Genomic DNA, 22,959 nt, shown 5'->3' on the forward strand with positions numbered 1-22,959 from the left:
GCCGGTCTCAGAAGCTCGACGAGTAGGTGCTGTAGCTGTCCTGCTCGATGGCCCAGCCGATGAAGGCGGCGAAGGCGATGATGCCGATGACCGCCAGGGCGAGCCCGGCGTAGCCGACGATGAGGCCCGCGATCGCCATGCCGCGGCCCTTCTCGTTCGTCCGCTTGATCTGGGACAGCGAGATGTGGCCCATGATGACGCCGGCGATCGACCCGATGACGGGCAGGAGCCAGATGAAGCCCACGATCGAGGCGATCATCGACACGATCGCGAGCGTGTTCGTCTTCTGCTGGGGGTAGCCGCCGCCGTAGCCGTAGGCGGGCGCGGGGTAGCCCGCGGGCTGGTACGCCTGCTGCGGCGGGTTGGCGTACGGCGGCGCCGGGGGCGGGGTGGGCGCGCCGGAGGCGGGCTGCCCGGGCGCGGGGTACGGCTGCTGCGGCTGGGGCTGGTCGCTCACATCTGCTCCTCGTCGACGTCGGGCCGCCAGCTTATCGTTCGCGGCCGTCGGGCGCGCTGCGGTTAGGCTTGCGAGGTTCCCGCCGCAGACACAGGAGAGTCGTATGTCCACGTCCCGAGTCGTTCTCGTCACCGGAGGCAATCGCGGCATCGGCCGCGCGATCGCGGAGCGCTTCATCGCCGACGGCCACCGCGTCGCGGTGACGGCCCGTTCGGGTGAGGGACCCGAGGGTGCGCTGACCGTCCGGGCGGACGTGACGGACGCTGCATCGATCGACGCCGCGTTCACTCAGGTCGAGAACGAGCTCGGTCCGGTCGAGGTCGTCGTCGCGAATGCCGGCATCACGAAGGACACGCTCCTGCTCCGTATGACCGAGGATGACTTCGACTCGGTCGTCGCGACCAACCTCGGCGGCGCGTTCCGCGTCGTCAAGCGGGCATCGAAGGGCATGCTGCGGGCCAAATGGGGTCGCGTCATCCTCATCTCGAGCGTCGTCGGCCTGTTCGGCTCAGCAGGACAGATCAACTACTCGTCGTCGAAGGCGGCACTCGTGGGATTCGCCCGTTCGCTCACCCGCGAGCTCGGCGCCCGCGGCATCACGGCGAACGTCGTCGCCCCGGGATTCATCGAGACGGACATGACCGCGGCTCTTCCCGAAGAGACGCAGGCGGAGTACAAGCGCAGCATTCCGGCGAGTCGTTACGGCTCATCCGCCGAGGTCGCCGGGGCCGTGGCCTGGCTCGCCTCGGATGACGCGGCCTATATCTCCGGTGCCGTCATCCCGGTCGACGGCGGTCTCGGAATGGGGCACTGACGCGGCGCCGAGCGTCAGGAGAGCGCGGCGACGATCTTGCGCGCGAGTCGATCGGGCTGCGAGAACTGGGGCCAGTGGCCTGAGCCGAGCTCGACGACCGTGACGTCCTCGAGCGCCTCGAACTCAGCGAGGAAGGGTGGCCAGGCCGCCAGCATCTCGCGGATTCCGGGTTCGTCGGCCGAGCCCGACAGGACGGTCACCGGGATGCCGTGACGGCGTGCGTCGTCGAGATCGACCGCATCGGTCGGCACCGCTGCCGGAACCGGGTGCGTGCGGGCCGCCCACCGGGAGCGCGTGCCGTCGTCGAGGTCGGCGACATCCGGCTCGTCGAAGAACTCCCAACCGGGAAACGGCACGACGCCGTCGACGACCGGGAACGCCGAGATCTCAGCGCCGGGCGCGGGCGGGAGGGTGTCGACGAGGACGACCCGCGCGATGCGATCGGGGCGCCGGTCGGCGGCCGCCCACGCGACGTTCCCGCCGCCGCTGTGCCCCACGAGGGCGAGCTGGCCGGGGAGGTCGTCGATGCGGGCGACCACCGCGTCGACCCAGTCGCGGAGGGTCGCCGAGACCGCTCCGGCGGTGTCGCCGACGCCGGGCATCGTGAGGGCGTTCGGGTGATGCCCCGCATCGCGGAGGGCGGGGACGACGTCGTCCCAGGACGAGGCGTCGAGCCAGAGGCCCGGGATGAGGATCACGTGCATGACCCGACCGTAGCGCTCGGCCCGGACAGGCGACAGCCTCGCGTCAGGGGAGGAGCGCGATGACCTCTCGCAGGTCGACCGGGCCGACCACGAGGTCCGCCTGGCGGCGCACCGCGGGCTTGGCGTTGAAGGCGATGCCGAGGCCGGCAGCCGCCATCATCCGCAGGTCGTTCGCCCCGTCACCGATGGCGATGGTCCGGGCGAGGGGGACGTCGTGACCGCGCGCCCATTCGCGCAGCGACGCCGCTTTGGCCTCCGCGTCGACGATGTCGCCCGCGACCGTGCCGTCGAGCGTCGCGCCGTCGGACCCGAGCCGATTGGCGCGCCACAGGTCGACCCCCAGGCCGGGAGCGATGTGGTCGAGCACCTCGTGGAAGCCCCCGGAGACGACGGCGGCTGCGCCGCCGCGCTCGTGGATCGCCGCGATGAGCTCACGCGCGCCCGGTGTCGGCTCGACGCGCGACCGCACCCGCTCGAAGGCCGTGAGCGGAACACCCGCGAGCTGCGCGACGCGTGAACGCAGACTCGACGCGAAATCGACCTCGCCGCGCATCGCCGCCTCCGTCGCAGCGGCGACCTCCGCCCCGCGTCCCGCTTCGTCGGCGATGAGTTCGATGACCTCGTTGCGCAAGAGGGTCGAGTCGGCATCGAAGACGACGAGGAAACGCGCGTGGGGCATGACCACCACGCTAGCGGGAACGCGCGTCAGCGTTCGACGCGCGCGTTCTTGCCGACGACGGTGATGCCGGTGTCGGTCACGGTGAAGCCGCGGGCGAGGTCGCGTTCGCGGTCGACACCGACCGTGGCGCCGTCTTCGAGCACGACGTTCTTGTCGAGGATCGCCCGGTGCACACGCGCCCCGGCGCCGACGCTGACGTAGTCGAACAGCACCGAGTCGGTGATCGTCGCACCGCCTCCGGAGAGCGTCCACGGGCCGACGACGCTGCGCTCGAGATGGGTGCCCGACAGCACGGAGCCGAGAGAGACGATCGAGTCGATCGCGTTGCCCATGCGCCCGACGCTGTCGCGCACGAACTTCGCGGGCGGCGAGTTCACTGCCTGCGAGTGGATCTGCCAGTCGGTGTTGTACAGGTTGAAGATCGGCAACGTCGAGATGAGGTCCATGTGGGCGTCGAAGAACGACTCGATCGTGCCGACGTCGCGCCAGTAGTTGCGGTCGCGCGGGGTCGACCCGGGCACGTCGTTGCGCTTGAAGTCGTAGACGGCGGCCTCGCCGCGGTCGACGAAGTAGGGGACGATGTCGCCGCCCATGTCGTGGTTCGACGTCGGCAGCTCGCCGTCGGCCTCGACCGCCTCGATGAGGGCGTCGGTGTCGAAGATGTAGTTGCCCATCGAGGCCAGCACCTCATGCGGCGAGTCGGGCAGCCCGGTGGGGTCCTGGGGCTTCTCGAGGAAGGCGCGGATCCGGGTCTCGTCGGCGGGGTCGACGTCGATGACGCCGAACTGGTTGGCCAGGCCGATCGGCTGGCGGATGCCGGCCACCGTCGCCCGGGCGCCCGAGGCGAGGTGGGCGTCGAGCATCTGACGGAAGTCCATGCGGTAGACGTGATCGGCTCCGATCACGACGACGATGTCGGGCTTCTCATCGTTGATGAGGTTCAGCGACTGGAGGATCGCATCGGCCGAGCCCGAGAACCACCGCTTGCCCAGGCGCTGCTGGGCGGGAACCGAGGCGACGTACGAGTCGAGCAGCGCCGACATCCGCCAGGTCTGCGAGACGTGACGGTCGAGGCTGTGCGACTTGTACTGGGTCAGGACGACGACCTGGCGCAGGCCCGAGTTGATGAGGTTCGAGATCGCGAAGTCGATCAGGCGGTACTGGCCGCCGAACGGGACCGCGGGCTTGGCGCGATCCACCGTCAACGGCATCAGGCGCTTACCCTCCCCGCCCGCGAGAACGATTCCGAAGACCTTGGGCGCTGCTGGCATGGCACCACACTAGGCCCGTCGAACGCTCCTGTACTAGCGTTCGACCCATGCGTGTAGACATCGTCTCGAAGGAGTATCCTCCCGCGATCTATGGCGGAGCGGGGGTGCACGTCACCGAGCTCGTCCGCGCCCTGCGCGAGACGATGGAGGTGCAGGTCCGTGCCTTCGGAGCAGACCGGGACGAGCCGGACACGACCTCCTACGCGACCCCCGTCGGGCTGAGCGACGCCAACGCCGCGCTCCAGACGCTCGGGACCGACCTCGAGATCGTCGGAGACGTCGCCGGCGCGGACGTCGTGCACAGCCACACCTGGTACGCCAACTTCGCCGGGCACCTCGCCTCGCTCCTCCACGGCATCCCGCACGTCGTCACGGCTCACTCGCTCGAGCCGCTGCGGCCGTGGAAGGCCGAGCAGCTCGGCGGGGGCTACGCCGTGTCGAGCTACATCGAGAAGACCGCTTACGAGAACGCGGCGGCCGTCATCGCCGTGAGCGACGGAATGCGCCGCGACATCCTGCGCAGCTATCCCGATCTCGATCCCGAGAAGGTGTCGGTGATCTACAACGGCATCGACGTCGAGTCGTGGCGGCCCGTCGACGATCCCGCCGTCCTCGAACGCCACGGCATCGACCCCACCCGCCCCTCCGTGGTCTTCGTCGGACGCATCACGCGGCAGAAGGGCCTGCCGTACTTTCTGCGGGCCGCGCGCCTGCTTCCCGTCGACGTGCAGGTCGTCCTCTGCGCGGGAGCGCCCGACACGCCGGAGATCATGGCCGAGGTGCAGGGCCTCGTGCGCGAGCTGCAGGCCGAGCGCTCCGGGGTCGTCTGGATCGAGGAGTTCCTCCCGCGCGACGAGCTCTGCGCGATCCTGACGGCAGCCACGACCTTCGTCTGCCCGTCGGTCTACGAGCCGCTCGGCATCGTCAACCTCGAGGCAATGGCGTGCGGGGCCGCCGTTGTCGGGACCGCGACCGGCGGCATCCCGGAAGTCGTCGTCGACGGCGAGACCGGGCGCCTCGTGCCGATCGAGCAGTCCGACGACGGCACCGGTACCCCGCTGGATCCCGAGAAGTTCGTCGCCGATCTGGCGGCCACGCTCACCGAGGTCGTCTCGGATCCCGACACGGCGCGACGCTACGGCGCCGCGGGCCGCGAGCGTGCCGCCAGCTCGTTCAGCTGGTCGGCGATCGCCGACGAGACCGCCGCGTTGTACGCGAGAGTGGCGGGGCTCGGCCGCTAGGCTGAACCCATGCCGCAGGTCCTGGAGTTCTCCGACGTCGTCGTCCGCCGAAACGCCCGGAACATCATCGACCGGGTCGACTGGTCGGTTTCCGATGATCAGCGCTGGGTGGTGCTCGGGCCCAACGGCGCGGGCAAGACGACGGTGCTGCAGCTCGCGGCGAGCCTCCTCCACCCCACCTCGGGAAGCGTCGAGATCCTGGGGGAGCGCCTCGGGCGGACCGACGTGTTCGAGCTGCGCCCGCGCATCGGATTCGCCTCGTCGGCGATGGCCCGGCGCATCCCGGCCGAAGAGACCGTGCTCGACGTGGTCCTCACGGCGGCGTACGCCGTGACCGGGCGGTGGCGTGAGGAGTACGAGGACATCGACGAGCGACGCGCGATGCGCGTGCTCGCCGAGTGGAAGCTCGACGGACTCGCCGAGCGGACCTTCGGCACGCTCTCGGACGGCGAGCAGAAGCGCGTCCAGATCGCCCGCGCCGTCATGACCGACCCCGAGCTGCTGCTCCTCGACGAGCCGACGGCGAGCCTCGACCTCGGCGCCCGCGAGGAACTGCTCGCTCTCCTCGGCGGTTACGCCCAGGCGCCCACCACGCCCGCGATGATCATGGTGACGCACCACGTCGAGGAGATCCCGGTCGGGTTCACCCACGTGCTCCTGTTGCGCGAGGGCGGCGTCGTCGCCGCCGGTCCGCTGGCCGAGACGCTCACCGCCGAGAACCTCACCGAGACGTTCGGGCTGTCCATTGCGCTCAGCGAGGAGCGCGGACGCTACGCGGCTCGGGCCTCATCCTGAACCTGGTAGGATCGCTCTTTGCTGCAGACGCATCGCAGACTTCCCTCGCCCTGGCAAAATCCAGGGCACCACGTAAGGAATCCCATGAAGACTGACATTCACCCTGAGTACCGCGCCGTCGTTTTCCGCGACCTCGGCTCCGGCGAGACGTTCCTGACCCGTTCGACGGTCTCGAGCGACAAGACGATCGAGCTGGACGGCGAGACCTACCCGGTCATCGACGTCGAGATCTCGTCCGCCTCGCACCCGTTCTACACGGGCAAGCAGCGCATCATGGACTCGGCCGGCCGCGTCGAGAAGTTCAACCAGCGCTTCAAGAACTTCGGCTCCAAGTAAGCCGTTCTTCGATCAAGGCCCCGCTTCGGCGGGGCCTTCGTCGTTTCGCGGGGTGCGTTCGCCGCCCCCGCGGTCTCACGGCTTGACGATCGGGATCGACGCCGTCTCCGCCGCGACCTTGCGCCGGTGCAGGGCGCGCTGCTCGGGCAGAGAGATGTCGAAGACGACCGCGAGCAGGCGGATGACGGTGGTCACCGCGATGCCCACGATGGCAGCGGCCACAATGGGCGCGCCCAGCGCCGACGCTCCGGCGAGCACCGCGCACCCGGCGGCGGCCGCGATCGCATAGAGCGAGCCGACGTGCATGATGGCGACGGGGAGTCCGAGGATGACGTCGCGCAGCATGCTGCCGCCGACGGCGGCGCAGGAGCCGATGAAGATCGCGGGGACGATCGGCAGCCCGAGCACGAGGGCCTTGCTCGTCCCGAACGCCCCGAACATGCCGATGACGACGGCGTCGAGACCGATGATGACGGCGTTGAGCCGTTGGAACAGGTTCGACAGCAGCATGCCGACCAGCGCGGCCGAGGTCGCGGTGATGAGATACCAGTTGCTCTGCAGCGTGACAGGCTGCACGCCCAGGAGCAGATCGCGAATGAGACCGCCGCCCATCCCGATCAGGATGCCGATGATCACGACCCCGAGTGGATCGAGCCGCTGTTTGCCGACGAATCCGGAAGCGAAAAGGGCGCCCTGGACCCCGCCGAGCCCGACGGCGGTCAGATCCGCCCAGAGCGGGATCACGAACTGAGACTGCGCCACGGAACCATTGTCGTCGGTCGGCGCGATAATTGAAGAGTGCCCACCTACCGCGACGAGGTCGTGATCCTGCGCACCCACAAGCTGGGCGAGGCGGATCGCATCGTCACGATGCTCAGCCGGCGGCACGGCAAGCTGCGCGGCGTCGCGAAAGGCGTGCGGCGCACGTCGTCCCGGTTCGGTGCGCGACTGGAGCCGTTCATGGTCGCCGACGTCCAGATGTACAAAGGGCGCTCGCTCGACATCGTGCAGCAGGCCGAGTCGCTCGGCTCCTACGGTGCCGACATCGCGACGGACTACGACCGCTACACCTCGGCGTCCGCGATGGTCGAGGCCGCCGATCGTCTGAACGAGGCCGAGACCACGCCGCAGCAGTATCTGCTTCTCGTCGGTGGGCTTCGCGCCCTCGCGCGCGGCGACCACGACAGCCGCGCCGTGCTCGACTCGTACCTCCTCAGAGCCATGGCGCTCTCGGGCTGGGCGCCGTCGCTCGACGCCTGCGCGCGCTGCGGGCGTCCAGGCCCCCACGACGGTTTCGTCGCGCCCCTCGGCGGATCGGTGTGCGACGCGTGCGCGCCCGCGGGGTCGGCCCGCATCGCCCCCGAAACCGGAGCGCGCCTGCGCGCCCTCATCGCCGGAGAGTGGGAGACCGTCGATGCGGGCAGCCCCGGCACAGCCAACGCCGCATCGGGGCTGATCGCGGCCTATGCCCAGTGGCACCTCGAGCGCGGCATCCGATCGCTCGGCCACATCGGCGCGGCGCGCTGACACCTGTGATGCCGCACGGCTCGACCGCCTAGGCTCGAACCGATGAGTCCCAAGCCGTACACGCACCGCGACGCGGTTCCCTATCGCCCCCTCGACTGGACCGGGGTGTGCCCGCCGGCGTTCCCGCGGGGCGGCGTTCCGAATCACGTCGCGATCGTCATGGACGGCAACGGACGCTGGGCCAATCGCCGTGGCCTCACGCGCATCGAGGGCCACCGCGCCGGCGAGGAGGTGCTGCTCGACGTCGTCGCCGGCGCCATCCAGGCCGGGGTCAAACACTTGAGCGTGTACGCGTTCTCGACCGAGAACTGGTCTCGGTCGCCCGACGAGGTGCGCTTCCTGATGGGGTACAACCGCGACGTCCTCCATCGCCGTCGCGACCAGCTCAACGAATGGGGCGTGCGCGTGCGGTGGGCAGGGCGAAAGCCGCGCCTGTGGGGATCGGTCATCTCCGAGCTCCAGTACGCCGAGCAGCTCACTCGCGACAACCACGTGCTCACGCTCACGATGTGCGTCAACTACGGCGGGCGTCACGAGATCATCGACGCCATGCGCGCGATGGGCGAGCAGATCGCCGCGGGCCGGATGAAGCCCTCCGCGATCACGGAGAAGGCCCTGCGCCGGCACCTCTACGTGCCCGACATGCCCGACGTCGATCTGTTCATCCGCTCGAGCGGGGAGCAGCGGACCTCGAACTTCCTCCTGTGGGAGGCGGCGTACGCCGAGATGGTGTTCCTCGACACCCTGTGGCCCGACTTCTCGCGATCGGACCTGTGGGGCGCGATCCAGCTCTATCTCTCGCGCGACCGCCGCTTCGGCGGCGCCGTCGACGCTCCGACCGCGTGACGCGGTCGCGGGAATAGCTCGCGCGCGCCGGGACGTTGCACCCGGTGTGACGGACGCAATCAAGATCGACGTGTGGAGCGACATCGCCTGCCCGTGGTGCTACATCGGCAAGCGCAACCTCGAGTCGGGCCTGGCGGCCACGGCGGATGACGAAGACGCTCCGCGCGTGGAGGTGACCTTCCATTCGTTCGAGCTCTCGCCCGACACCCCCGTCGACTTCGAAGGCGACGAGCTCGACTTCCTGTCGAGCCACAAGGGGATGCCGCGCGAGCAGGTGGAGCAGATGCTCGAGAACGTCACCGGCGTCGCGAAGGATGCGGGCCTGGACTACCACTTCGACATCCTCCAGCACACGAACACCGTCAAGGCGCACGAGCTGCTGCACGCCGCGAAGGCGGAGGGGCGTCAGCACGAGATGGCCGAGCGCCTGATGGCGGCCTACTTCACCGAGGGTCGCCATGTGGGCCGCATCGACGAGCTGGTCGAGCTCGCGGCTGAGGTCGGTCTCGACCGCGACGCCATCCGGGCGGCGCTCGAATCGGGGGAGCACCTGCCGGCCGTCCGCGCCGACCAGGATCAGGCGCGCGCGTACGGCATCAACGGGGTGCCGTTCTTCGTCATCGACGGTCGCTACGGCGTTTCGGGGGCGCAGCCCGCCGAGGCTTTCGCCCAGATCGCCCGACAGGTGTGGGCGGAGCGCAACGGCGTCGAGACCGCGAGCTGAGCCCCGTCCGCGAGCGCCGGCGAGTCAGCGCGGCAGGTTCGCCTCGATCACCGCGACGATCTCCGGCGCGTCGGGCTTGGTCTGCGGCCGGAAGCGGTGCACCTCGCCGCCGGGCGTGATCACGAACTTCTCGAAGTTCCACATCACCGGGCCGCGTGCGCCCTCCTCGTTGCGGATCTTCTTCAGCGCCTTGTAGAGCGGTGCGGCGTGCGAGCCGTTGACCCGGATCTTGTCCATGATGGGGAAGCTCACTCCCCAGGTCATCGCGCAGTAGTCGAGGATCTCGTCCATCGAGCCGGGCTCCTGACCCATGAACTGGTTGCAGGGGAATCCGATCACCTGCAGGCCGCGCTCGCCGTACGTGCGCTGCAGCTGCTCGAGCTGCTCGTACTGGGGCGTGAGACCGCACTTGGAGGCGACGTTGACGACGAGCAGAACGCCGTCGCCGAGGTCGTCGAGCGTGGTGGGGGTGCCGTCGGCGGAGGAGAACGGAATCGAACGGATGTCGGTGGTCGCTTCGGTCACGTCCCCAGGCTACGCCCGGCCGCCTTCCGGCATCCGTCCTTCTGGGAGAATGATCTGGTGAGTACCGTCCTGTCCGCCTCCCCGCGCCTGCGGATCGGCCCGATCGCCCTGGATGCGCCCGTCGTCCTGGCCCCGATGGCCGGGATCACGAACACCGCCTTCCGTCGGCTCTGCCGCGAATACGGCGCGGGTCTCTACGTCAGCGAGATGATCACGACCCGCGCACTCGTCGAGCGCAACGCCACCACGATGCGGCTGATCACGCATCACGAGTCCGAGAAGCCGCGCTCCATCCAGCTCTACGGCGTGGACCCCGCGACGACCGAGGCCGCCGTGCGGCTTCTGGTCGAAGAGGACCGTGCCGATCACATCGACCTGAACTTCGGGTGCCCCGTCCCCAAGGTGACCCGCAAGGGCGGGGGAGCGGCACTGCCCTGGAAGCTCGATCTCTTCCGCGACATCGTCACGCGCGCCGCCCGCGCGGCCGGTGACGTCCCGCTGACGGTCAAGATGCGAAAGGGCATCGACTCCGACCACCTGACCTACCTCGACGCCGGCCGCATCGCCGAGGATGCCGGTGTGTCCGCCGTCGCGCTCCACGCCCGCACGGCTGCGGAGTTCTACTCCGGCCACGCCGATTGGTCGGCCATCGCCGCGCTGAAAGAGGCGGTCACCAGCGTTCCCGTCCTCGGCAACGGCGACATCTGGTCCGCCGAGGACGCCGTCCGGATGATGGCGGAGACCGGCTGCGACGGCGTCGTCGTCGGACGCGGGTGCCTCGGGCGTCCCTGGCTCTTCGGCGACCTCGCGCGCGCTCTGGGCGAGCCCGGCTCGGCCGGCCCCGAGGTCGATGCCACCCTCGGGTTCGTCGCGACGGCGTTCCGACGCCACGCCGAGCTGCTGGTGGAGTTCTTCGAGGACGAGGGCCGCGGATGCCGCGACATCCGCAAGCACGTCGCGTGGTACTTCAAGGGCTACCCGGTGGGCGGCGACACGCGTGCGCGCCTGGCGACCGCGTCGAGTCTCGCCGAGATCGACGACATCCTCGAGACGCTCGACTGGTCGGCGCCCTACCCCGGCTCGGCTGCGGAAGGCCAGCGCGGGCGAGCGGGAACACCGAAGCGTCCGGCGCTACCGGACCGCTGGCTCGATTCGCGCGACGTCGACGCGGCGGAGTCGTCGACCATCGCCGCAGCGGAGATCGAGAACAGTGGGGGCTGAGGTCACGAGCGGCGTCGGCGTCTCGGCGGGACGTCCCTCCGGCTACGACGACCACGATGCCGCCCGCTTCCACCGGGAGGAGCACCGCTCCCGCCGCGACAGCTTCGCGCGCGATCGCGCCCGCGTGCTGCATTCGGGTGCCCTGCGCCGGCTCGCCGCGAAGACACAGGTGCTGAGCCCGGCGAGCCCCGCCGACTTCGCCCGCAATCGATTGACGCACTCGCTCGAGGTCGCGCAGGTCGGACGCGAGCTCGCGATCGCGCTGGAGCTCTCGCCCGACGTCGTCGACACCGCCTGCCTCTGCCACGACCTCGGCCACCCGCCCTTCGGCCACAACGGTGAGCGGGCCCTCAACGACTGGGCCGAGGACATCGGCGGCTTCGAGGGCAACGCGCAGTCGCTGCGCATCCTCTCGCGTCTCGAGCCGAAGGTGGTCGACGCGTTCGGGCAGAGCGCGGGCCTCAACCTCACGCGGGCGAGTCTCGACGCGACCTGCAAGTACCCGTGGACCGTCGAGCACGCCATCCCGGACCCGGGCGGACGGCAGAAGTTCGGCGTATACCCCGAGGACGAGGCGGTGTTCCAGTGGATGCGCGAGGGCGCCCCCGGTCGCCTGCGCTGCATCGAGGCCGAGGTGATGGACCTCTCCGACGACATCGCGTACTCGGTGCACGATTTCGAGGACGCGGTGCTGAACGGCTACCTCGACCCGGCGCGACTCGCCGACCCCCGAGAGCGCGAGGCACTGCTCACCGCGATCCAGAGCTGGGTCGGCTACGGCTTCACGAAGGACGAGCTCGGCGACGCGCTGTATCGCCTGACGCTGCTTCCCGAGTGGCTGGACTCGTACGACGGTTCGCGGGCGGCGATGGCCCGGCTCAAGAACCTGACATCCGATCTCATCGGTCGCTTCGCGCGTGCGGCCACCGCTGCCACGCGTGAGCACTACGACATCCCCGTCCTGACGCGCTTCCGCGGTCGTGTCATCGTCCCGCGCGTCATCGAGGTCGAGATGGCCGTGCTCAAGGGCGTCATCGGTGCGTTCGTCGTCTCTATCGAGGGGCGCAAGGGCCTCTACAAGGAGCAGCGTCGCGTGCTGCGCCGGCTTGCCGACGCCCTCTGGGAGCGTCCCGAGCACCTCGACGCACTGCACGCCGAGGACTTCGCCGCCGCGGTGACGGACGCGGCCCGCCGACGTGTCATCGTCGACCAGGTGGCGACGCTCACCGACCGCTTCGCGATCGAGTGGCACGGCCGCCTGGTGGGTCCGGTCGACCTTCGCGAGCTGGGTCTGTGGTCGTCCGATCCGCGCGCGACGGCGCCCAGCCACTTCGCGCTGCCCGAGCCCATCGAAGGGCTCTGATGGCACGGATCCGGCAGACCGACATCGAAGAGGTCAAGGCGCGCACGAACATCGGCGACATCGTCGGCGAACGTGTCGCCCTGAAGTCCGCCGGCGTCGGCTCGCTGAAGGGCCTGTGCCCGTTCCACGACGAGCGCAGCCCGAGCTTCCACGTGCGGCCCCAGGTCGGGTACTACCACTGCTTCGGCTGCGGCGAGTCGGGCGATGTCTACTCGTTCCTGCGTGCGATGGACCACTTGTCGTTCACCGAGGCTGTCGAGCGTCTGGCTGCGCGCATCGGGTACCAGCTGCACTACGAGGACGGCGCGGCCGCCCCCGAGACGAGCGGTCGTTCCCGGCTGTACGCCGCCCACACCGCGGCTGCCGAGTTCTACCGGTCGCAGCTGGCGGCCCCCGACGCGCAGGCGGCCCGGCAGTTCCTCGGCGAACGAGGTTTCGACGCCGGTGCCGCTGCGCACTTCGGGGTCGGATACGCGCCCCAGGGCTGGTCGGCGCTCCGCGACGCCCTGCGGTCGCAGGGGTTCACCGACGAGGAGCTGGTCACCGGGGGACTGGTCTCGAAGGGTCAGCGCGGCGTCTACGACCGGTTCCGGGGTCGGGTGGTCTGGCCCATCCGCGATGTCGCCGGTCAGACGATCGGTTTCGGCGCTCGCCGTCTGTACGACGACGACCAGGGACCGAAGTACCTCAACACGCCCGAGACGCCCATCTACAAGAAGGCGCAGGTCCTCTACGGCCTCGACCTGGCCAAGAAGTCGATCTCGAGGGAGCACCGCGTCGTCGTCGTCGAGGGCTACACCGACGTCATGGCCTGCCACCTCGCCGGGGTGACCGGAGCCATCGCATCGTGCGGCACCGCGTTCGGCACCGACCACATCACGGTGCTGCGTCGCGTCATGGGCGACAGCGAGGGCAGCTCGGGTGAGGTGGTCTTCACATTCGACCCGGATGCCGCCGGTCAGAAGGCCGCGCTGCGGGCTTTCGGCGACGAGAAGCGCTTCGCGGCGCAGACGTATGTCGCGGTCGCCCCCGAGGGGCTGGACCCCTGCGACCTTCGGCTGAACCGCGGCGATGCGGCCGTTCGCGCTCTCGTCGAAGCCAAAGCGCCGATGTTCGAGTTCGTCATGGATCAGCGTCTGTCGACGTTCGATCTGTCCACCGTCGAGGGACGCATCGGCGCCCTGCGCGCGGCGGCGCCCATCGTCGCCGACATCCGCGACACCGCCCTGCGCCCGGGATACACGCGCGTGCTGGCCGGAAAACTCGGGCTCGACCTCTCCGAAGTGCAGCCGGAAGTCGAGCGCGCCGCGCGTCGTGCTGCCGGCCCCTCGGGCCCGGGGGAGCGTGCCCGCGGGGAGGCGCCCGCGGGACGCGCCGCCCCCGCAGACCCGCCCGGCCGGGGCGCCGAAGCTCCGCCCGCGTCGGTCCGGGTCACCCTCGCCTCCCTGCCGCCTGCGCTCGAGCTCGAGAAGCGCGCTCTCATGGGCGTGCTGCAGTACGGGCACCTGCTCGACAAGCAGGCCGTCGACATCGCGCTCGGCCTGCCCATGCCGCATCCGGCTCTCGAGGCTGTCCGGCAGGCCGTGTCGATGCAGCCCGACCTCACACGGCCCGGCTGGACCTCGGCCGCAGTGGACGCCACTCGCGAGCCGTACCGCACACTCGCCATCGAGCTGCTCACGGCGGACTTCCCCGCGGGCACGGAGCGCATCGCGCAGACGACGGCGATGGAGTCGCTGCGCAAGCTGCGTCAGCGGGCACTCGAGCGCGAGAAGGCCGAGCTCAGGAGCGCGCAGCAGCGTCTCGAACCGGGCTCACCCGAGTTCCGTTCGATCGGCGTCGCCATCCGCGACCTCGACCTGCGGCTGCGGCAGCTCATGGAATCGGAATAGCCGCCGTCTGCGGTGAGTAGCGGTCGAACGATGAAAACGGCAGGATGATGCGCATGTCCCGACGACCCGACGCGGAAATCGCGGTGCGCTGCGACGATCTCTCGATCGCGCGGACGGGTGATTCCGATCGGGTCGTCGAGGGCGTCAGCGTCACGGTGCGGGCCGGGGAGGCCCTCGCTGTGATGGGCGCGACCGGGTCGGGTAAATCGACGCTCCTGTCGATCCTCGCCGGCACCGCGCCGTCGGATGTCGGCGTCGTCGGTGGGGCCGCTGAGGTCGCGGGCCTCTCGGTGCGCAAGGGTGGCCGTTCCCGGCGCATGCTGACCTACTACGCCGGGCACATGCCCCAGGCCGCGGGCGCGTCGCTCCCGGCTCGGCTGACGGTGGCCGAGGTGATCGCCGAGCCGATCACCTCGCGCGACCGTCGCGTGAGCCAGCGCGCGCTCTCCCTTCGAGTCGCCTCTCTCCTCGACGAGCTGCACCTGCCGCTCGGGGCGGCGTCGCAGTACCCGTACGAGCTGAGCGCCGGGATGCGCCAGCGCGTCGCACTGGCTCGCGCCCTCGTGCTCGACCCGAAGGTCTTCATCGGCGACGACCCGTACGCCAACCTCGACATCGAGGTGCGGATCGCGGCTCGCGAGGCGTTGCTGTCGCGCCGTGACGACACGGGGATGGCGATCGTCATCGCGACGAACGACGTCGAGACCGCGGACGAGCTGGATGCCGCGGCTCTCGTTCTCCACGGGGGACGTCCGGTGGGCTACGGGCCCACGGCGTCGGACGTCGTGTGGACGCCGGGCGGCCGGTCTCGGGCTTCCTGAGCAGCGCGACCCGCCCGGGGGTCGGTTCATGTCGTGAGCACCCCCGGAGCTTTGCTAATATAGACGGGTTGCCCAGCGCGAGCGGGCGACTGATCCTCGGTAGCTCAATTGGCAGAGCAATCGGCTGTTAACCGATAGGTTCTTGGTTCGAGTCCAAGCCGGGGAGCGAGAGACCCGCGTTATCTACCGCGGCTCTCACCGAAGGCCCGGGCTTCCACCCCGGGCCTTTACTCATGTGCCCGCGCGTCGGCTCCCCCGGCAGTCGGTGCCCGGTCCTCGGAAATCACGCGGCGCGGTGTGCCATCCGAAGACGTGCGCGGGCGATGGATCAGCCGAAGACGTGCAGCCCGAGGTCTGCGCTCAGGGCCTCGGCGCCGATGCGACCGCGCACGCTCGTCCCGCGCTCATCGAGAGGCGGGCTCACGATCGCGGCGCCCAGGGTGCCCGGTGCTGACAGGACGATGGCGCCGGAGACACTCGATTTCGCGGGGACCCCGACTCCACGCATCCACCGTCCCGATCCGTCGTAGACACCGCACGTGGCCATCACGGCGACGACGTCGCGCGCGATCCGGGAGGAGACCACGCGATGGCCGGTCGCGGGATTGACGCCGCCCAGGGCGAGCGTCGCGCCCATCACGGCGAGGCTCTCGGCATCGACGAGGACGGCGCATGCGCGCGCGTAGACGGCGACAGCCTCGTCCGCCGTGATCGTCAGTGTGCCCTCATCGCGCATCAGGTGGGCGAGGGCGTGATTGCGGTCTCCGAGCAGATGCTCGCTGTGCGCGACGCCGTCGTCCACCTCGAGTGGGCGACCGGCGAACGCTGAGAGCCCGCCGATGATGCGAGCTGTGCGCTCGTCGGGATCATCTCCATCGACGAGCGCGCAGGTCAGGATGGCGCCGGCGTTCACCATCGGATTGGGCGGGCGTCCCGTGCCGCTTTCGAGCTTGATCGCGTCGAACGCCTCGCCCGTCGGCTCGATGCCGACCCGGTCCAGGGCTGCGCCGTCGGTGTCAGCCAGCGCGAGCGCGAACAGGAACGGCTTGACGGCCGACTGGATGCTGAACGGGACGTCCCCGTCGACCGACGAGCGGACCGAGCCGTCCGGCAGAGCCAGGGCTATCGCGCACAGGTCGGGGTCGGCGTCGGCGAGCTCGGGGATGCTCGTCGAGCGTTCGCCGTCGCGCTCGGGGACGAGCCGCCGGCGCAGAGCGTCGATGTCGTACCCCCGGGGGTCGGCGGCCTGCCTCACGAGATCAGGCGTCCAGGTCGTCCACGCCCGGCGTCCAGGCGTTGCCCGGACGGCCCCAGCCGCGCTTCTTCGCGATCTTCTGCGTCGTCTTCCAGTCGGAGTCGTCGAGGCGATCGATGTAGAGGATGCCGTCGAGATGGTCGAACTCGTGCTGCATGATGCGCGCTCGCCAGCCGTCGACGCGGATCTCGACGGGGGAGCCGGAGAGGTCGGTGCCCGTGACGAGCACCTCGTCGGAACGGCGCAGCGGGAAGCGTTCGCCGGGGAAGGAGAGGCACCCTTCCGACTCGTCGTCGGGGTCGGGCGCACCGGGCTCGAGCGGACGCATCCAGAGCTCGGGGTTGATGATCTCACCACGCCACGGCTGGCCGTCATCGTCCTGATACGTGTAGACGTAGATGCGCAGGCCGACGCCGACCTGGGGAGCCGCCAGCCCCACTCCGGGGGCGGCGTCCATGGTGTCGTACATGTCGGCGACGAGCTGGCGGATCTCGTCCGTGATCTCGGCGACGGGTTCGGCGGGGGCGTGCAGCACGGGGTCGCCCATGATGCGAATCGGAAGAACGGGCACGTTGCGAGCCTAATCGAGCGCGCTTCGCGGTTATGGTCGAATGGTGATTCCGTTTGTCGCGTCCCTCGATGACGTCACCGATCAGCTGATCGGAGTCTTCCGCGAACCCAGAATCCTCATCGGAATCCCGCTCGCGCTGCTCGGCGCCGTGTTCATGTCCTTCGGAGCGCTCTACCAGCACCGGGGTGTGCAGAAGGTCGAGCGTCTCACGAACTCGTCTGGTAGCTCGGGTCTCAACGGCTCGCAGCTGCTGAGTCTGCTCAAGCGTCCGTCGTGGGTGGCGGGGACGATCATGCTCGGGCTCGCCATCGTGTGTCAGCTCGCAGCGCTGACTTTCGCGCCGCTCATCCTCGTTCAGCCGCTCGGTGCGATATCTCTCGTCATCACGACACTCCTGAACGCGCGCATCACCGGCGTCAAGCCGACCAAGCGCTCGGTCCGCTCCATCATCCTGTGCGTCGGAGGCATCCTCGCCTTCGTCACGGTGGCCGCGCTCGTCGCGACCGAGGAGCCGATCGATCAGGCCCAGCTCATCACCATCCTGGCGCTGCTCGCGGGGGTGCTCCTGATCTCGGGGGCCGTGTGGATGCTGGTGCGCAAGGGCGCGAAGCCGCTCTTCTACATCGCGGCCTCGGGAATCATCTACGGCTTCGTCGCGACGCTCGCGAAGGTCGTTATCTCGCGCATCCAGAACGGCGACTTCGAGTGGTTGACGCTCCTGTGCCTCGTCGGCCTGATCACCGCGACCGCGGTCGGTGCGTACTTCGTCCAAACCGCTTACTCCGTCGGGCCTCCCGATCTCGTCATCGCCGGGCTCACGGTCATCGACCCGATCGTCGCCGTCATCATCGGCATCGCCATCCTGCGTGAGGCCGCAACGGCGCCGTGGCCGGCGTTCGTCGGTTTCGTCATCGCCGGCGCGATCGCGGTGTACGGCGTGACCTCCCTGGCGCGCAATCATCCGCAGGTCGTGCTCGACAGTCAGCAGCTCCCGATTCCGCGCGGGAGCAAGGGCAAGCGCCTCGACGACTGAGCGATCGCATCGGCCCGACGCGGCTCGCGCTAGGCTCGATACGACGAGGGGCGGTGGCCAAGCTGGTCAAGGCAGCGGGCTCATAACCCGACGATCGTGGGTTCAAGTCCCACCCGCCCTACGCACGAATGGCCGCCCGCGGGCGGCCATTCGCATGCACAGAGGCGTGTGACGTCAGGGGTGTGTGATCGCGGGATCCTGCGGAAAGTCGGTGTTGTCGTCGCCCGCCGTGAGATCGGTGTCGCCGAGGTCGGAGCCCGCGCGAGCGGCGTCGGCCTTCACCTCATCGCTGGCGGCATCCGTCGGCGCGGCACCGTCGGCGTGAGCGTCATCGGCGTCGCGGTGGTGGGGAGTGCTGTCGGACATGCGGCATCCTTTCCTCGGTGTGTGACATCCACCCTGACGGCCGGACACGACACGAGGAAGGCGCTTGACATCGGATGATGCGCGAAATCGTGACACGGTTGTGATTCTTCAGGTTCGTGCGCCATAATCGACGCCATAACCGAACACTCGCCGGCATCCGGACTCAGGTCGTAGGGGAAGACGTACCTGATGAAACGGAGAAGTCATGGCGACACCACAGGCGCGTGGAGTGATCTTCATCCACTCCGCGCCACGCGCGTTGTGCCCGCACCTCGAGTGGGCGGCAGGACGTGCGCTCGGACGCGCGGTCAGCTTCGACTGGGAAGACCAGCCGGTGCTCGACGGCAGCCGTCGCGCGGAGTTCTATTGGGAGGGACCCGCCGGAACCGGCGCGGCCCTCGCGACGGCCATACGCGGCTGGGAGCACCTGCGATTCGAGGTGTCGGAGGACCCGACGCCGCGCAGCGACGGGGGTCGGTGGATGCATACCCCGAGTCTCGGCATCCACTACGCCCAGACCGATGCATCGGGCAACGTCGTGATCGGCGAGGACCGCATCCGCTACGCGATGGAGATCGCGGCGGGCGATGTGCGCGAGCTGCAGCGCGAGCTCGACGTCGCGTTGGGTGCAGCCTGGGACGAGGAGCTCGAGCCCTTCCGCCACGCCGGCGACGATGCCGCCGTGGTGTGGCTGCACAAGGTGGGCTGATCCCGAGTCGAACACAGACCCAGCCGGCCCGTGCGTTCGTACCGAGCCCCGGTGGAACGATCCCGGGGAACGGGAGCACGTACGGGACGGCTGACCCGAAAGAAGAACAGACCCCCGCGGAACGCCGTCCGCGGGGGTCTGTTTCGTCGTCTACGGCCGCTCAGGCCGATCGGAACGCGACGACGGCGTTGTGACCGCCGAAGCCGAACGAGTTGCTGATCGCCAGCAGATCACCGTCGCCGAGGCTCTGGGTCTCGCCCGAGACTCGGAACGGCACGGCGGGATCCTGCTCGGTGATGTTGATCGTCGGCGGCGCGATGCGCTCGCGCAGGGCGAGGATCGTGAAGATCGCCTCGAGCGCTCCGGTGCCGCCGAGCAGGTGGCCGGTGGACGCCTTCGTCGCCGAGACCGGGATCTCGTCGATGCGGTCGCCGAACACGCTGCGCAGGGCCTGGTACTCGTTGGGATCGCCGACCGGGGTCGAGGTCGCATGCGCGTTGATGTGCGCGACGTCGTCGGGGGAGGCATCGGCCTGCTCGAGAGCCGCGCGAACCGCGCGCGATGCGCCGGCACCCTCGGGGTCGTTGGCCGTGATGTGGTACGAGTCGGCCGTGACGCCGCCGCCCACGGCGTACGCGTAGATCTTCGCGCCGCGAGCCTTGGCGTGCTCCTCGGTCTCGAGGATCAGCACACCGGCGCCCTCACCCATGACGAAGCCGTCACGGTCGACGCTCGTCGGTCGCGAGGCCGTCGCCGGGTCGTCGTTGCGACGCGACAGGGCCTGCATCGACGCGAACGACGCCATCGTGATGGGGTGGATCGCCGACTCGGTGCCGCCCGCGATGACGATGTCGGCCAGACCGTCCTGCAGGTGCTCGATCGCGTTGACGATCGACTCGGTGCTCGAGGCGCAGGCGCTGGCCACGGTCCGCGCGAAGGCGCGGGCACGGAAGTGCAGCGAAAGGTTGCCGGCGGCCGCGTTCGGCATCAGCATCGGAACCGTCATCGGCAGGACGCGCCGCGGTCCCTTCTCGCGGAGCGTGTCCCACGCGTCGAGCAGGGTCCACACGCCGCCGATGCCGGTTGCGAAGTCGACACCGAGACGCTCGGGGTCGACGTCGGGGCTACCGGCATCCGCCCATGCCTCCATCGCGGCGACCATCGCGAACTGCGATGCGGGATCGAGGCGCTTGGAAACGGGGCGCTCCAGCACCGTATCGGGGCGCACGATCGCCTCGGCGGCGAAGTGGACCGGGATCTGGTACTTCTCGACCCACTCGTGCTCGAGTGTGCGCGAGCCGGAACGGCCGGCCAGCAGGCCATCCCAGCTCTCGGGTGCGGTGCCGCCCAGGGGCGACGACGCTCCGATTCCGGTGACGACGATACGCGGGGTGCTCATGGATCTCCTCGGTGGAACCCCGGCGGGGGCGTGTGCCCCCGCCGGTGGGGGTTACGCCTGGTTGGACGTGATGTAGGTGACGGCGTCGCCGACGGTCTTGAGGTTCTTGACCTCTTCGTCGGGGATGGTGACGCCGAACTTCTCCTCGGCGTTGACGACGATCGTCATCATCGAGATCGAGTCGATGTCGAGGTCGTCGGTGAACGACTTCTCGAGGGCGACCTCGTCGGCCGAGATGCCGGTCTCGTCGGTGATGAGCTCGGCGAGTCCTGCGAGGACCTCGTCGTTGCTGAATGCCATGGGGTTTCTCCTTGTTATCTCTGGACCGACCCGGACGCGGGCCGCTGTTCAGTCTAGGTGCGGGGGCCCGCCCGATCAGGGAAGGACGACCACCTGCGCGCCGAAGACGAGTCCCGCTCCGAAGCCGATCTGGAGGGCCAGACCGCCGCTGAGCTCGGGGTTCTCCTCGAGCAGGCGGTGGGTCGCGAGAGGGATCGACGCCGCCGACGTGTTGCCGGTGGTCTCGATGTCGCGGCCGATCGCGACGGTCTCGGGCAGGCCGAGCTGCTTGGCGAACTCGTCGATGATGCGCATGTTGGCCTGGTGCGGGATGAACGCGGCGAGGTCGCCCGCCTGGATGCCGGCCTCCTCGATCGCGCGCCGTGCGACCTTGACCATCTCCCAGACCGCCCAACGGAAGACCGTCGGGCCCTCCTGGCGGAGGGTGGGCCACGGCGCGGTCCCGTTGCGGAACTCCACGAGCGTGTGGTTCATCCCCACAGCGTCGGCTTTCGAGCCGTCCGAGCCCCACACCGTCGGGCCGATGCCCGGGGTGTCGCTCGGGCCGATGATGGCGGCACCGGCGCCGTCGCCGAGGAGGAACGAGATCGTGCGGTCGGTGGGATCGACGATGTCGCTGAGCTTCTCGGCGCCGACGACGGCGACGTAGCGTGCTGCCCCCGCGCGCACGAGCGCGTCGGCCTGGGTCACCCCGTACGAGAAGCCGGCGCACGCCGCGTTGACGTCGTAGGCCGCCGCGGGGTTCGCCCCGACGCGGTCGGCGACGATCGCCGAGACCGACGGCGTCTGCTTCGGGTTCGAGATCGTCGAGACGATGACGGCGTCGACCTGGTCGGCGGGCACCCCGCTGCGCTGGATCGCCTCGGCGACCGCATCCGCGGCGAGGTCGATCACGGTGGTGTCCTTATCGGCGCGGACGCGCGTGACGATGCCGGTGCGCTGGCGGATCCACTCGTCGCTCGAATCGATCGGACCGACGAGATCGTCGTTCGGCACCGCGTTCTGGCCGCGAGCCGCCCCGTAGGCGTAGATACGCGTGTGAGCGGGGCCGGTGGCCTGGCGAATGGCGGCGGTCATGCGGCACCTCCGGAGATGAGAGCGGATGCGGCGACGAGGTCGTCGGGGGTCTTCACGGCGACCGAGGGCACACCGCGCAGAGCGCGCTTCGCGAGACCCACGAGGGTGCCGGCGGGAGCGAACTCGATGATGCCGCTCACGCCGTGCTCGGCGAACGACGCCATGCACAGGTCCCAGCGCACGGGGGAGGCGACCTGGGCGACCAGGCGGTCGAGCGCGTCGCGGCCTGCGGTCACGACGGCGCCGTCGCGGTTCGACCACAGCGTGAGGTCGGGGTCGTTCACCGAGGTGGCGGATGCCGCTGCGGCGAGCGTGTCGACGGCCGGCGCCATGTACCGCGTGTGGAACGCGCCGGCGACCTGCAGGGGGATGACACGGGTCGCGGACACGGGCTCAGCGGCCAGGGCTGCGAGGGCGTCCAGCGCGCCGGCGGCGACGATCTGACCGCCGCCGTTGTAGTTGGCGGGAGTCAGATCGAGCTCGTCGAGACGCGCCACCACGGCATCCTGGTCGCCGCCGAGGACGGCGCTCATGCCGGTCTGCTCCCGAGTCGCGGCATCCGCCATGGCGCGGCCGCGGAGTCCGACCAGACGCATCGCGTCGTCGTCGCCGAGCACGCCGCCAGCGGCGAGTGCCGCGATCTCGCCGACCGAGTGACCGGCGACGCCCGCGGGGCGAGCGCCGTCGCGCACGAGTGCGTCGTACGACAGCAGGCTCGCGGCGACGATGAGCGGCTGCGCCACGGCGGTGTCGCGGATGCGGTCGGCATCCCACTCGGTGCCGGCTGCGACGAGGTCGACCTCGGCGAGCTCGGAGAAGCGCTCGAGGCGCTCGCGCGCGCCGTCCAGCTCGAGCCACGGGGCGAGGAAGCCGGGGGACTGAGACCCCTGCCCGGGGAACACGGCGATGATCACTTTTACATCCTTCCAAGTTCAGTCGGCCGACCGCTGGCGACGATGTCACAACAATGCGGCGAACCTTTGTGTCGACCGTACAGTCGACGGGTCGTGAGTAGCGGTCAGCGGCAGCGCGT

At 69.7% G+C, this 22,959-nt stretch carries 26 protein-coding genes and 2 tRNA genes; 15 read left to right on the top strand and 13 right to left on the bottom strand.

The genetic code is table 11. From position 1 onward, the window contains the following. Positions 1-7: 7 nt before the first annotated feature. A complete protein-coding gene (locus C1N74_RS06210) occupies positions 8-457 on the bottom strand; it encodes a DUF4190 domain-containing protein (RefSeq protein ID WP_023951415.1) in 450 nt (149 codons plus the stop codon). A 103-nt stretch (positions 458-560) separates the two neighbouring features. On the opposite strand from C1N74_RS06210, the gene fabG reads away from it, so the two are divergent. Next, positions 561-1,271, top strand: a complete 711-nt coding sequence (fabG, locus tag C1N74_RS06215) for a 3-oxoacyl-ACP reductase FabG (protein ID WP_137750183.1) — start codon at positions 561-563, stop codon at positions 1,269-1,271. A gap of 14 nt (positions 1,272-1,285) precedes the next feature. Here fabG and C1N74_RS06220 read toward each other — a convergent pair whose 3' ends face one another. From C1N74_RS06220 to C1N74_RS06230, 3 genes are read right to left on the bottom strand one after another with little or no spacing between them, the layout of a single operon-like run. Further along, a complete protein-coding gene (locus C1N74_RS06220; protein ID WP_137750184.1) occupies positions 1,286-1,975 on the bottom strand; it encodes an alpha/beta fold hydrolase in 690 nt (229 codons plus the stop codon). Between the two features lie 43 nt (positions 1,976-2,018). Further along, complete coding sequence (gene serB / locus C1N74_RS06225; protein ID WP_023951409.1) at positions 2,019-2,654, bottom strand: phosphoserine phosphatase SerB; 636 nt, start codon at positions 2,652-2,654, stop codon at positions 2,019-2,021. Positions 2,655-2,680: 26 nt separating this feature from the next. Beyond that, entirely contained in the window at positions 2,681-3,925 is a 1,245-nt protein-coding gene (locus tag C1N74_RS06230; protein ID WP_023951407.1) for a glucose-1-phosphate adenylyltransferase, read from the bottom strand. A gap of 47 nt (positions 3,926-3,972) precedes the next feature. Here C1N74_RS06230 and glgA point away from each other — a divergent pair, with 47 nt between their 5' ends. The 3 genes from glgA to C1N74_RS06245 all read left to right on the top strand — a co-directional run bounded on the left by glgA (position 3,973) and on the right by C1N74_RS06245 (position 6,297). Then, positions 3,973-5,166: a glycogen synthase gene (glgA, locus tag C1N74_RS06235; protein WP_137750185.1), complete on the top strand. Its 1,194-nt coding sequence runs from the start codon at positions 3,973-3,975 to the stop codon at positions 5,164-5,166. A 9-nt stretch (positions 5,167-5,175) separates the two neighbouring features. Beyond that, positions 5,176-5,961 (top strand): ABC transporter ATP-binding protein, encoded by a 786-nt coding sequence (locus tag C1N74_RS06240; RefSeq protein WP_023951405.1) that lies wholly within the window; start codon positions 5,176-5,178, stop codon positions 5,959-5,961. Between the two features lie 84 nt (positions 5,962-6,045). Further along, positions 6,046-6,297, top strand: coding sequence for a type B 50S ribosomal protein L31 (locus C1N74_RS06245; RefSeq protein WP_018186539.1), 252 nt, complete (start codon positions 6,046-6,048; stop codon positions 6,295-6,297). A gap of 75 nt (positions 6,298-6,372) precedes the next feature. Here C1N74_RS06245 and C1N74_RS06250 read toward each other — a convergent pair whose 3' ends face one another. Then, positions 6,373-7,059, bottom strand: coding sequence for a trimeric intracellular cation channel family protein (locus tag C1N74_RS06250; RefSeq protein WP_023951404.1), 687 nt, complete (start codon positions 7,057-7,059; stop codon positions 6,373-6,375). A gap of 36 nt (positions 7,060-7,095) precedes the next feature. Here C1N74_RS06250 and recO point away from each other — a divergent pair, with 36 nt between their 5' ends. From recO to C1N74_RS06265, 3 genes are read left to right on the top strand one after another with little or no spacing between them, the layout of a single operon-like run. After that, positions 7,096-7,824, top strand: a complete 729-nt coding sequence (gene recO, locus C1N74_RS06255) for a DNA repair protein RecO (RefSeq protein WP_023951403.1) — start codon at positions 7,096-7,098, stop codon at positions 7,822-7,824. 42 nt (positions 7,825-7,866) lie between these two features. Beyond that, complete coding sequence (locus C1N74_RS06260; RefSeq protein WP_137750186.1) at positions 7,867-8,670, top strand: isoprenyl transferase; 804 nt, start codon at positions 7,867-7,869, stop codon at positions 8,668-8,670. Positions 8,671-8,716: 46 nt separating this feature from the next. Then, complete coding sequence (locus C1N74_RS06265; RefSeq protein WP_137750187.1) at positions 8,717-9,394, top strand: DsbA family protein; 678 nt, start codon at positions 8,717-8,719, stop codon at positions 9,392-9,394. A gap of 24 nt (positions 9,395-9,418) precedes the next feature. On the opposite strand, the gene C1N74_RS06270 is transcribed toward C1N74_RS06265, so the two are convergent. Continuing rightward, entirely contained in the window at positions 9,419-9,919 is a 501-nt protein-coding gene (locus C1N74_RS06270; protein ID WP_023951400.1) for a glutathione peroxidase, read from the bottom strand. Positions 9,920-9,976: 57 nt separating this feature from the next. On the opposite strand from C1N74_RS06270, the gene dusB reads away from it, so the two are divergent. The 5 genes from dusB to C1N74_RS06295 all read left to right on the top strand — a co-directional run bounded on the left by dusB (position 9,977) and on the right by C1N74_RS06295 (position 15,382). Beyond that, on the top strand, positions 9,977-11,140 hold the full coding sequence (gene dusB / locus C1N74_RS06275) for a tRNA dihydrouridine synthase DusB (protein ID WP_137750188.1): 1,164 nt from the start codon (positions 9,977-9,979) through the stop codon (positions 11,138-11,140). Next, on the top strand, positions 11,130-12,503 hold the full coding sequence (locus C1N74_RS06280) for a deoxyguanosinetriphosphate triphosphohydrolase (protein WP_023951397.1): 1,374 nt from the start codon (positions 11,130-11,132) through the stop codon (positions 12,501-12,503). The genes dusB and C1N74_RS06280 overlap by 11 nt, the downstream gene beginning before the upstream one ends. Beyond that, the gene (dnaG, locus tag C1N74_RS06285) at positions 12,503-14,395 is read left to right on the top strand and encodes a DNA primase (protein WP_103840775.1); all 1,893 of its coding nucleotides are present in this window, start codon (positions 12,503-12,505) and stop codon (positions 14,393-14,395) included. Before C1N74_RS06280 ends, dnaG begins: the two co-directional genes overlap by 1 nt. 53 nt (positions 14,396-14,448) lie before the next feature. Next, complete coding sequence (locus tag C1N74_RS06290; RefSeq protein WP_137750189.1) at positions 14,449-15,216, top strand: ATP-binding cassette domain-containing protein; 768 nt, start codon at positions 14,449-14,451, stop codon at positions 15,214-15,216. 93 nt (positions 15,217-15,309) lie between these two features. Then, positions 15,310-15,382, top strand: a tRNA-Asn gene (locus C1N74_RS06295). Between the two features lie 162 nt (positions 15,383-15,544). Here C1N74_RS06295 and glsA read toward each other — a convergent pair. Together glsA and def are read right to left on the bottom strand one after the other, a co-directional pair. Beyond that, a complete protein-coding gene (glsA, locus tag C1N74_RS06300) occupies positions 15,545-16,471 on the bottom strand; it encodes a glutaminase A (RefSeq protein WP_137750190.1) in 927 nt (308 codons plus the stop codon). A gap of 4 nt (positions 16,472-16,475) precedes the next feature. Next, positions 16,476-17,042 (bottom strand): peptide deformylase, encoded by a 567-nt coding sequence (gene def, locus C1N74_RS06305; RefSeq protein ID WP_083990691.1) that lies wholly within the window; start codon positions 17,040-17,042, stop codon positions 16,476-16,478. Between the two features lie 40 nt (positions 17,043-17,082). On the opposite strand from def, the gene C1N74_RS06310 reads away from it, so the two are divergent. Continuing rightward, the gene (locus C1N74_RS06310) at positions 17,083-18,075 is read left to right on the top strand and encodes a DMT family transporter (protein ID WP_114598660.1); all 993 of its coding nucleotides are present in this window, start codon (positions 17,083-17,085) and stop codon (positions 18,073-18,075) included. A gap of 47 nt (positions 18,076-18,122) precedes the next feature. Then, positions 18,123-18,196: transfer RNA gene (locus C1N74_RS06315), tRNA-Ile, on the top strand. A 53-nt stretch (positions 18,197-18,249) separates the two neighbouring features. Here C1N74_RS06315 and C1N74_RS06320 read toward each other — a convergent pair. Then, the gene (locus tag C1N74_RS06320) at positions 18,250-18,441 is read right to left on the bottom strand and encodes a hypothetical protein (protein WP_064956803.1); all 192 of its coding nucleotides are present in this window, start codon (positions 18,439-18,441) and stop codon (positions 18,250-18,252) included. A 205-nt stretch (positions 18,442-18,646) separates the two neighbouring features. Between C1N74_RS06320 and C1N74_RS06325 the strand changes: the two genes are divergently transcribed. Next, complete coding sequence (locus C1N74_RS06325) at positions 18,647-19,150, top strand: DUF3145 domain-containing protein (protein WP_023951383.1); 504 nt, start codon at positions 18,647-18,649, stop codon at positions 19,148-19,150. 160 nt (positions 19,151-19,310) lie between these two features. Here C1N74_RS06325 and C1N74_RS06330 read toward each other — a convergent pair whose 3' ends face one another. From C1N74_RS06330 to C1N74_RS06345, 4 genes are all read right to left on the bottom strand, one after another. After that, positions 19,311-20,549 (bottom strand): beta-ketoacyl synthase, encoded by a 1,239-nt coding sequence (locus tag C1N74_RS06330; protein ID WP_023951381.1) that lies wholly within the window; start codon positions 20,547-20,549, stop codon positions 19,311-19,313. 51 nt (positions 20,550-20,600) lie between these two features. After that, positions 20,601-20,849: an acyl carrier protein gene (locus C1N74_RS06335; RefSeq protein WP_023951379.1), complete on the bottom strand. Its 249-nt coding sequence runs from the start codon at positions 20,847-20,849 to the stop codon at positions 20,601-20,603. 75 nt (positions 20,850-20,924) lie between these two features. Then, positions 20,925-21,926 (bottom strand): beta-ketoacyl-ACP synthase III, encoded by a 1,002-nt coding sequence (locus C1N74_RS06340; RefSeq protein ID WP_137750191.1) that lies wholly within the window; start codon positions 21,924-21,926, stop codon positions 20,925-20,927. Beyond that, positions 21,923-22,840, bottom strand: a complete 918-nt coding sequence (locus C1N74_RS06345; protein ID WP_064956801.1) for an ACP S-malonyltransferase — start codon at positions 22,838-22,840, stop codon at positions 21,923-21,925. Before C1N74_RS06345 ends, C1N74_RS06340 begins: the two co-directional genes overlap by 4 nt. Positions 22,841-22,959: the final 119 nt, after the last annotated feature.

Origin of the sequence: Microbacterium sp. SGAir0570 (assembly GCF_005491085.2) — a bacterium.
Taxonomy (GTDB): domain Bacteria; phylum Actinomycetota; class Actinomycetes; order Actinomycetales; family Microbacteriaceae; genus Microbacterium; species Microbacterium arborescens.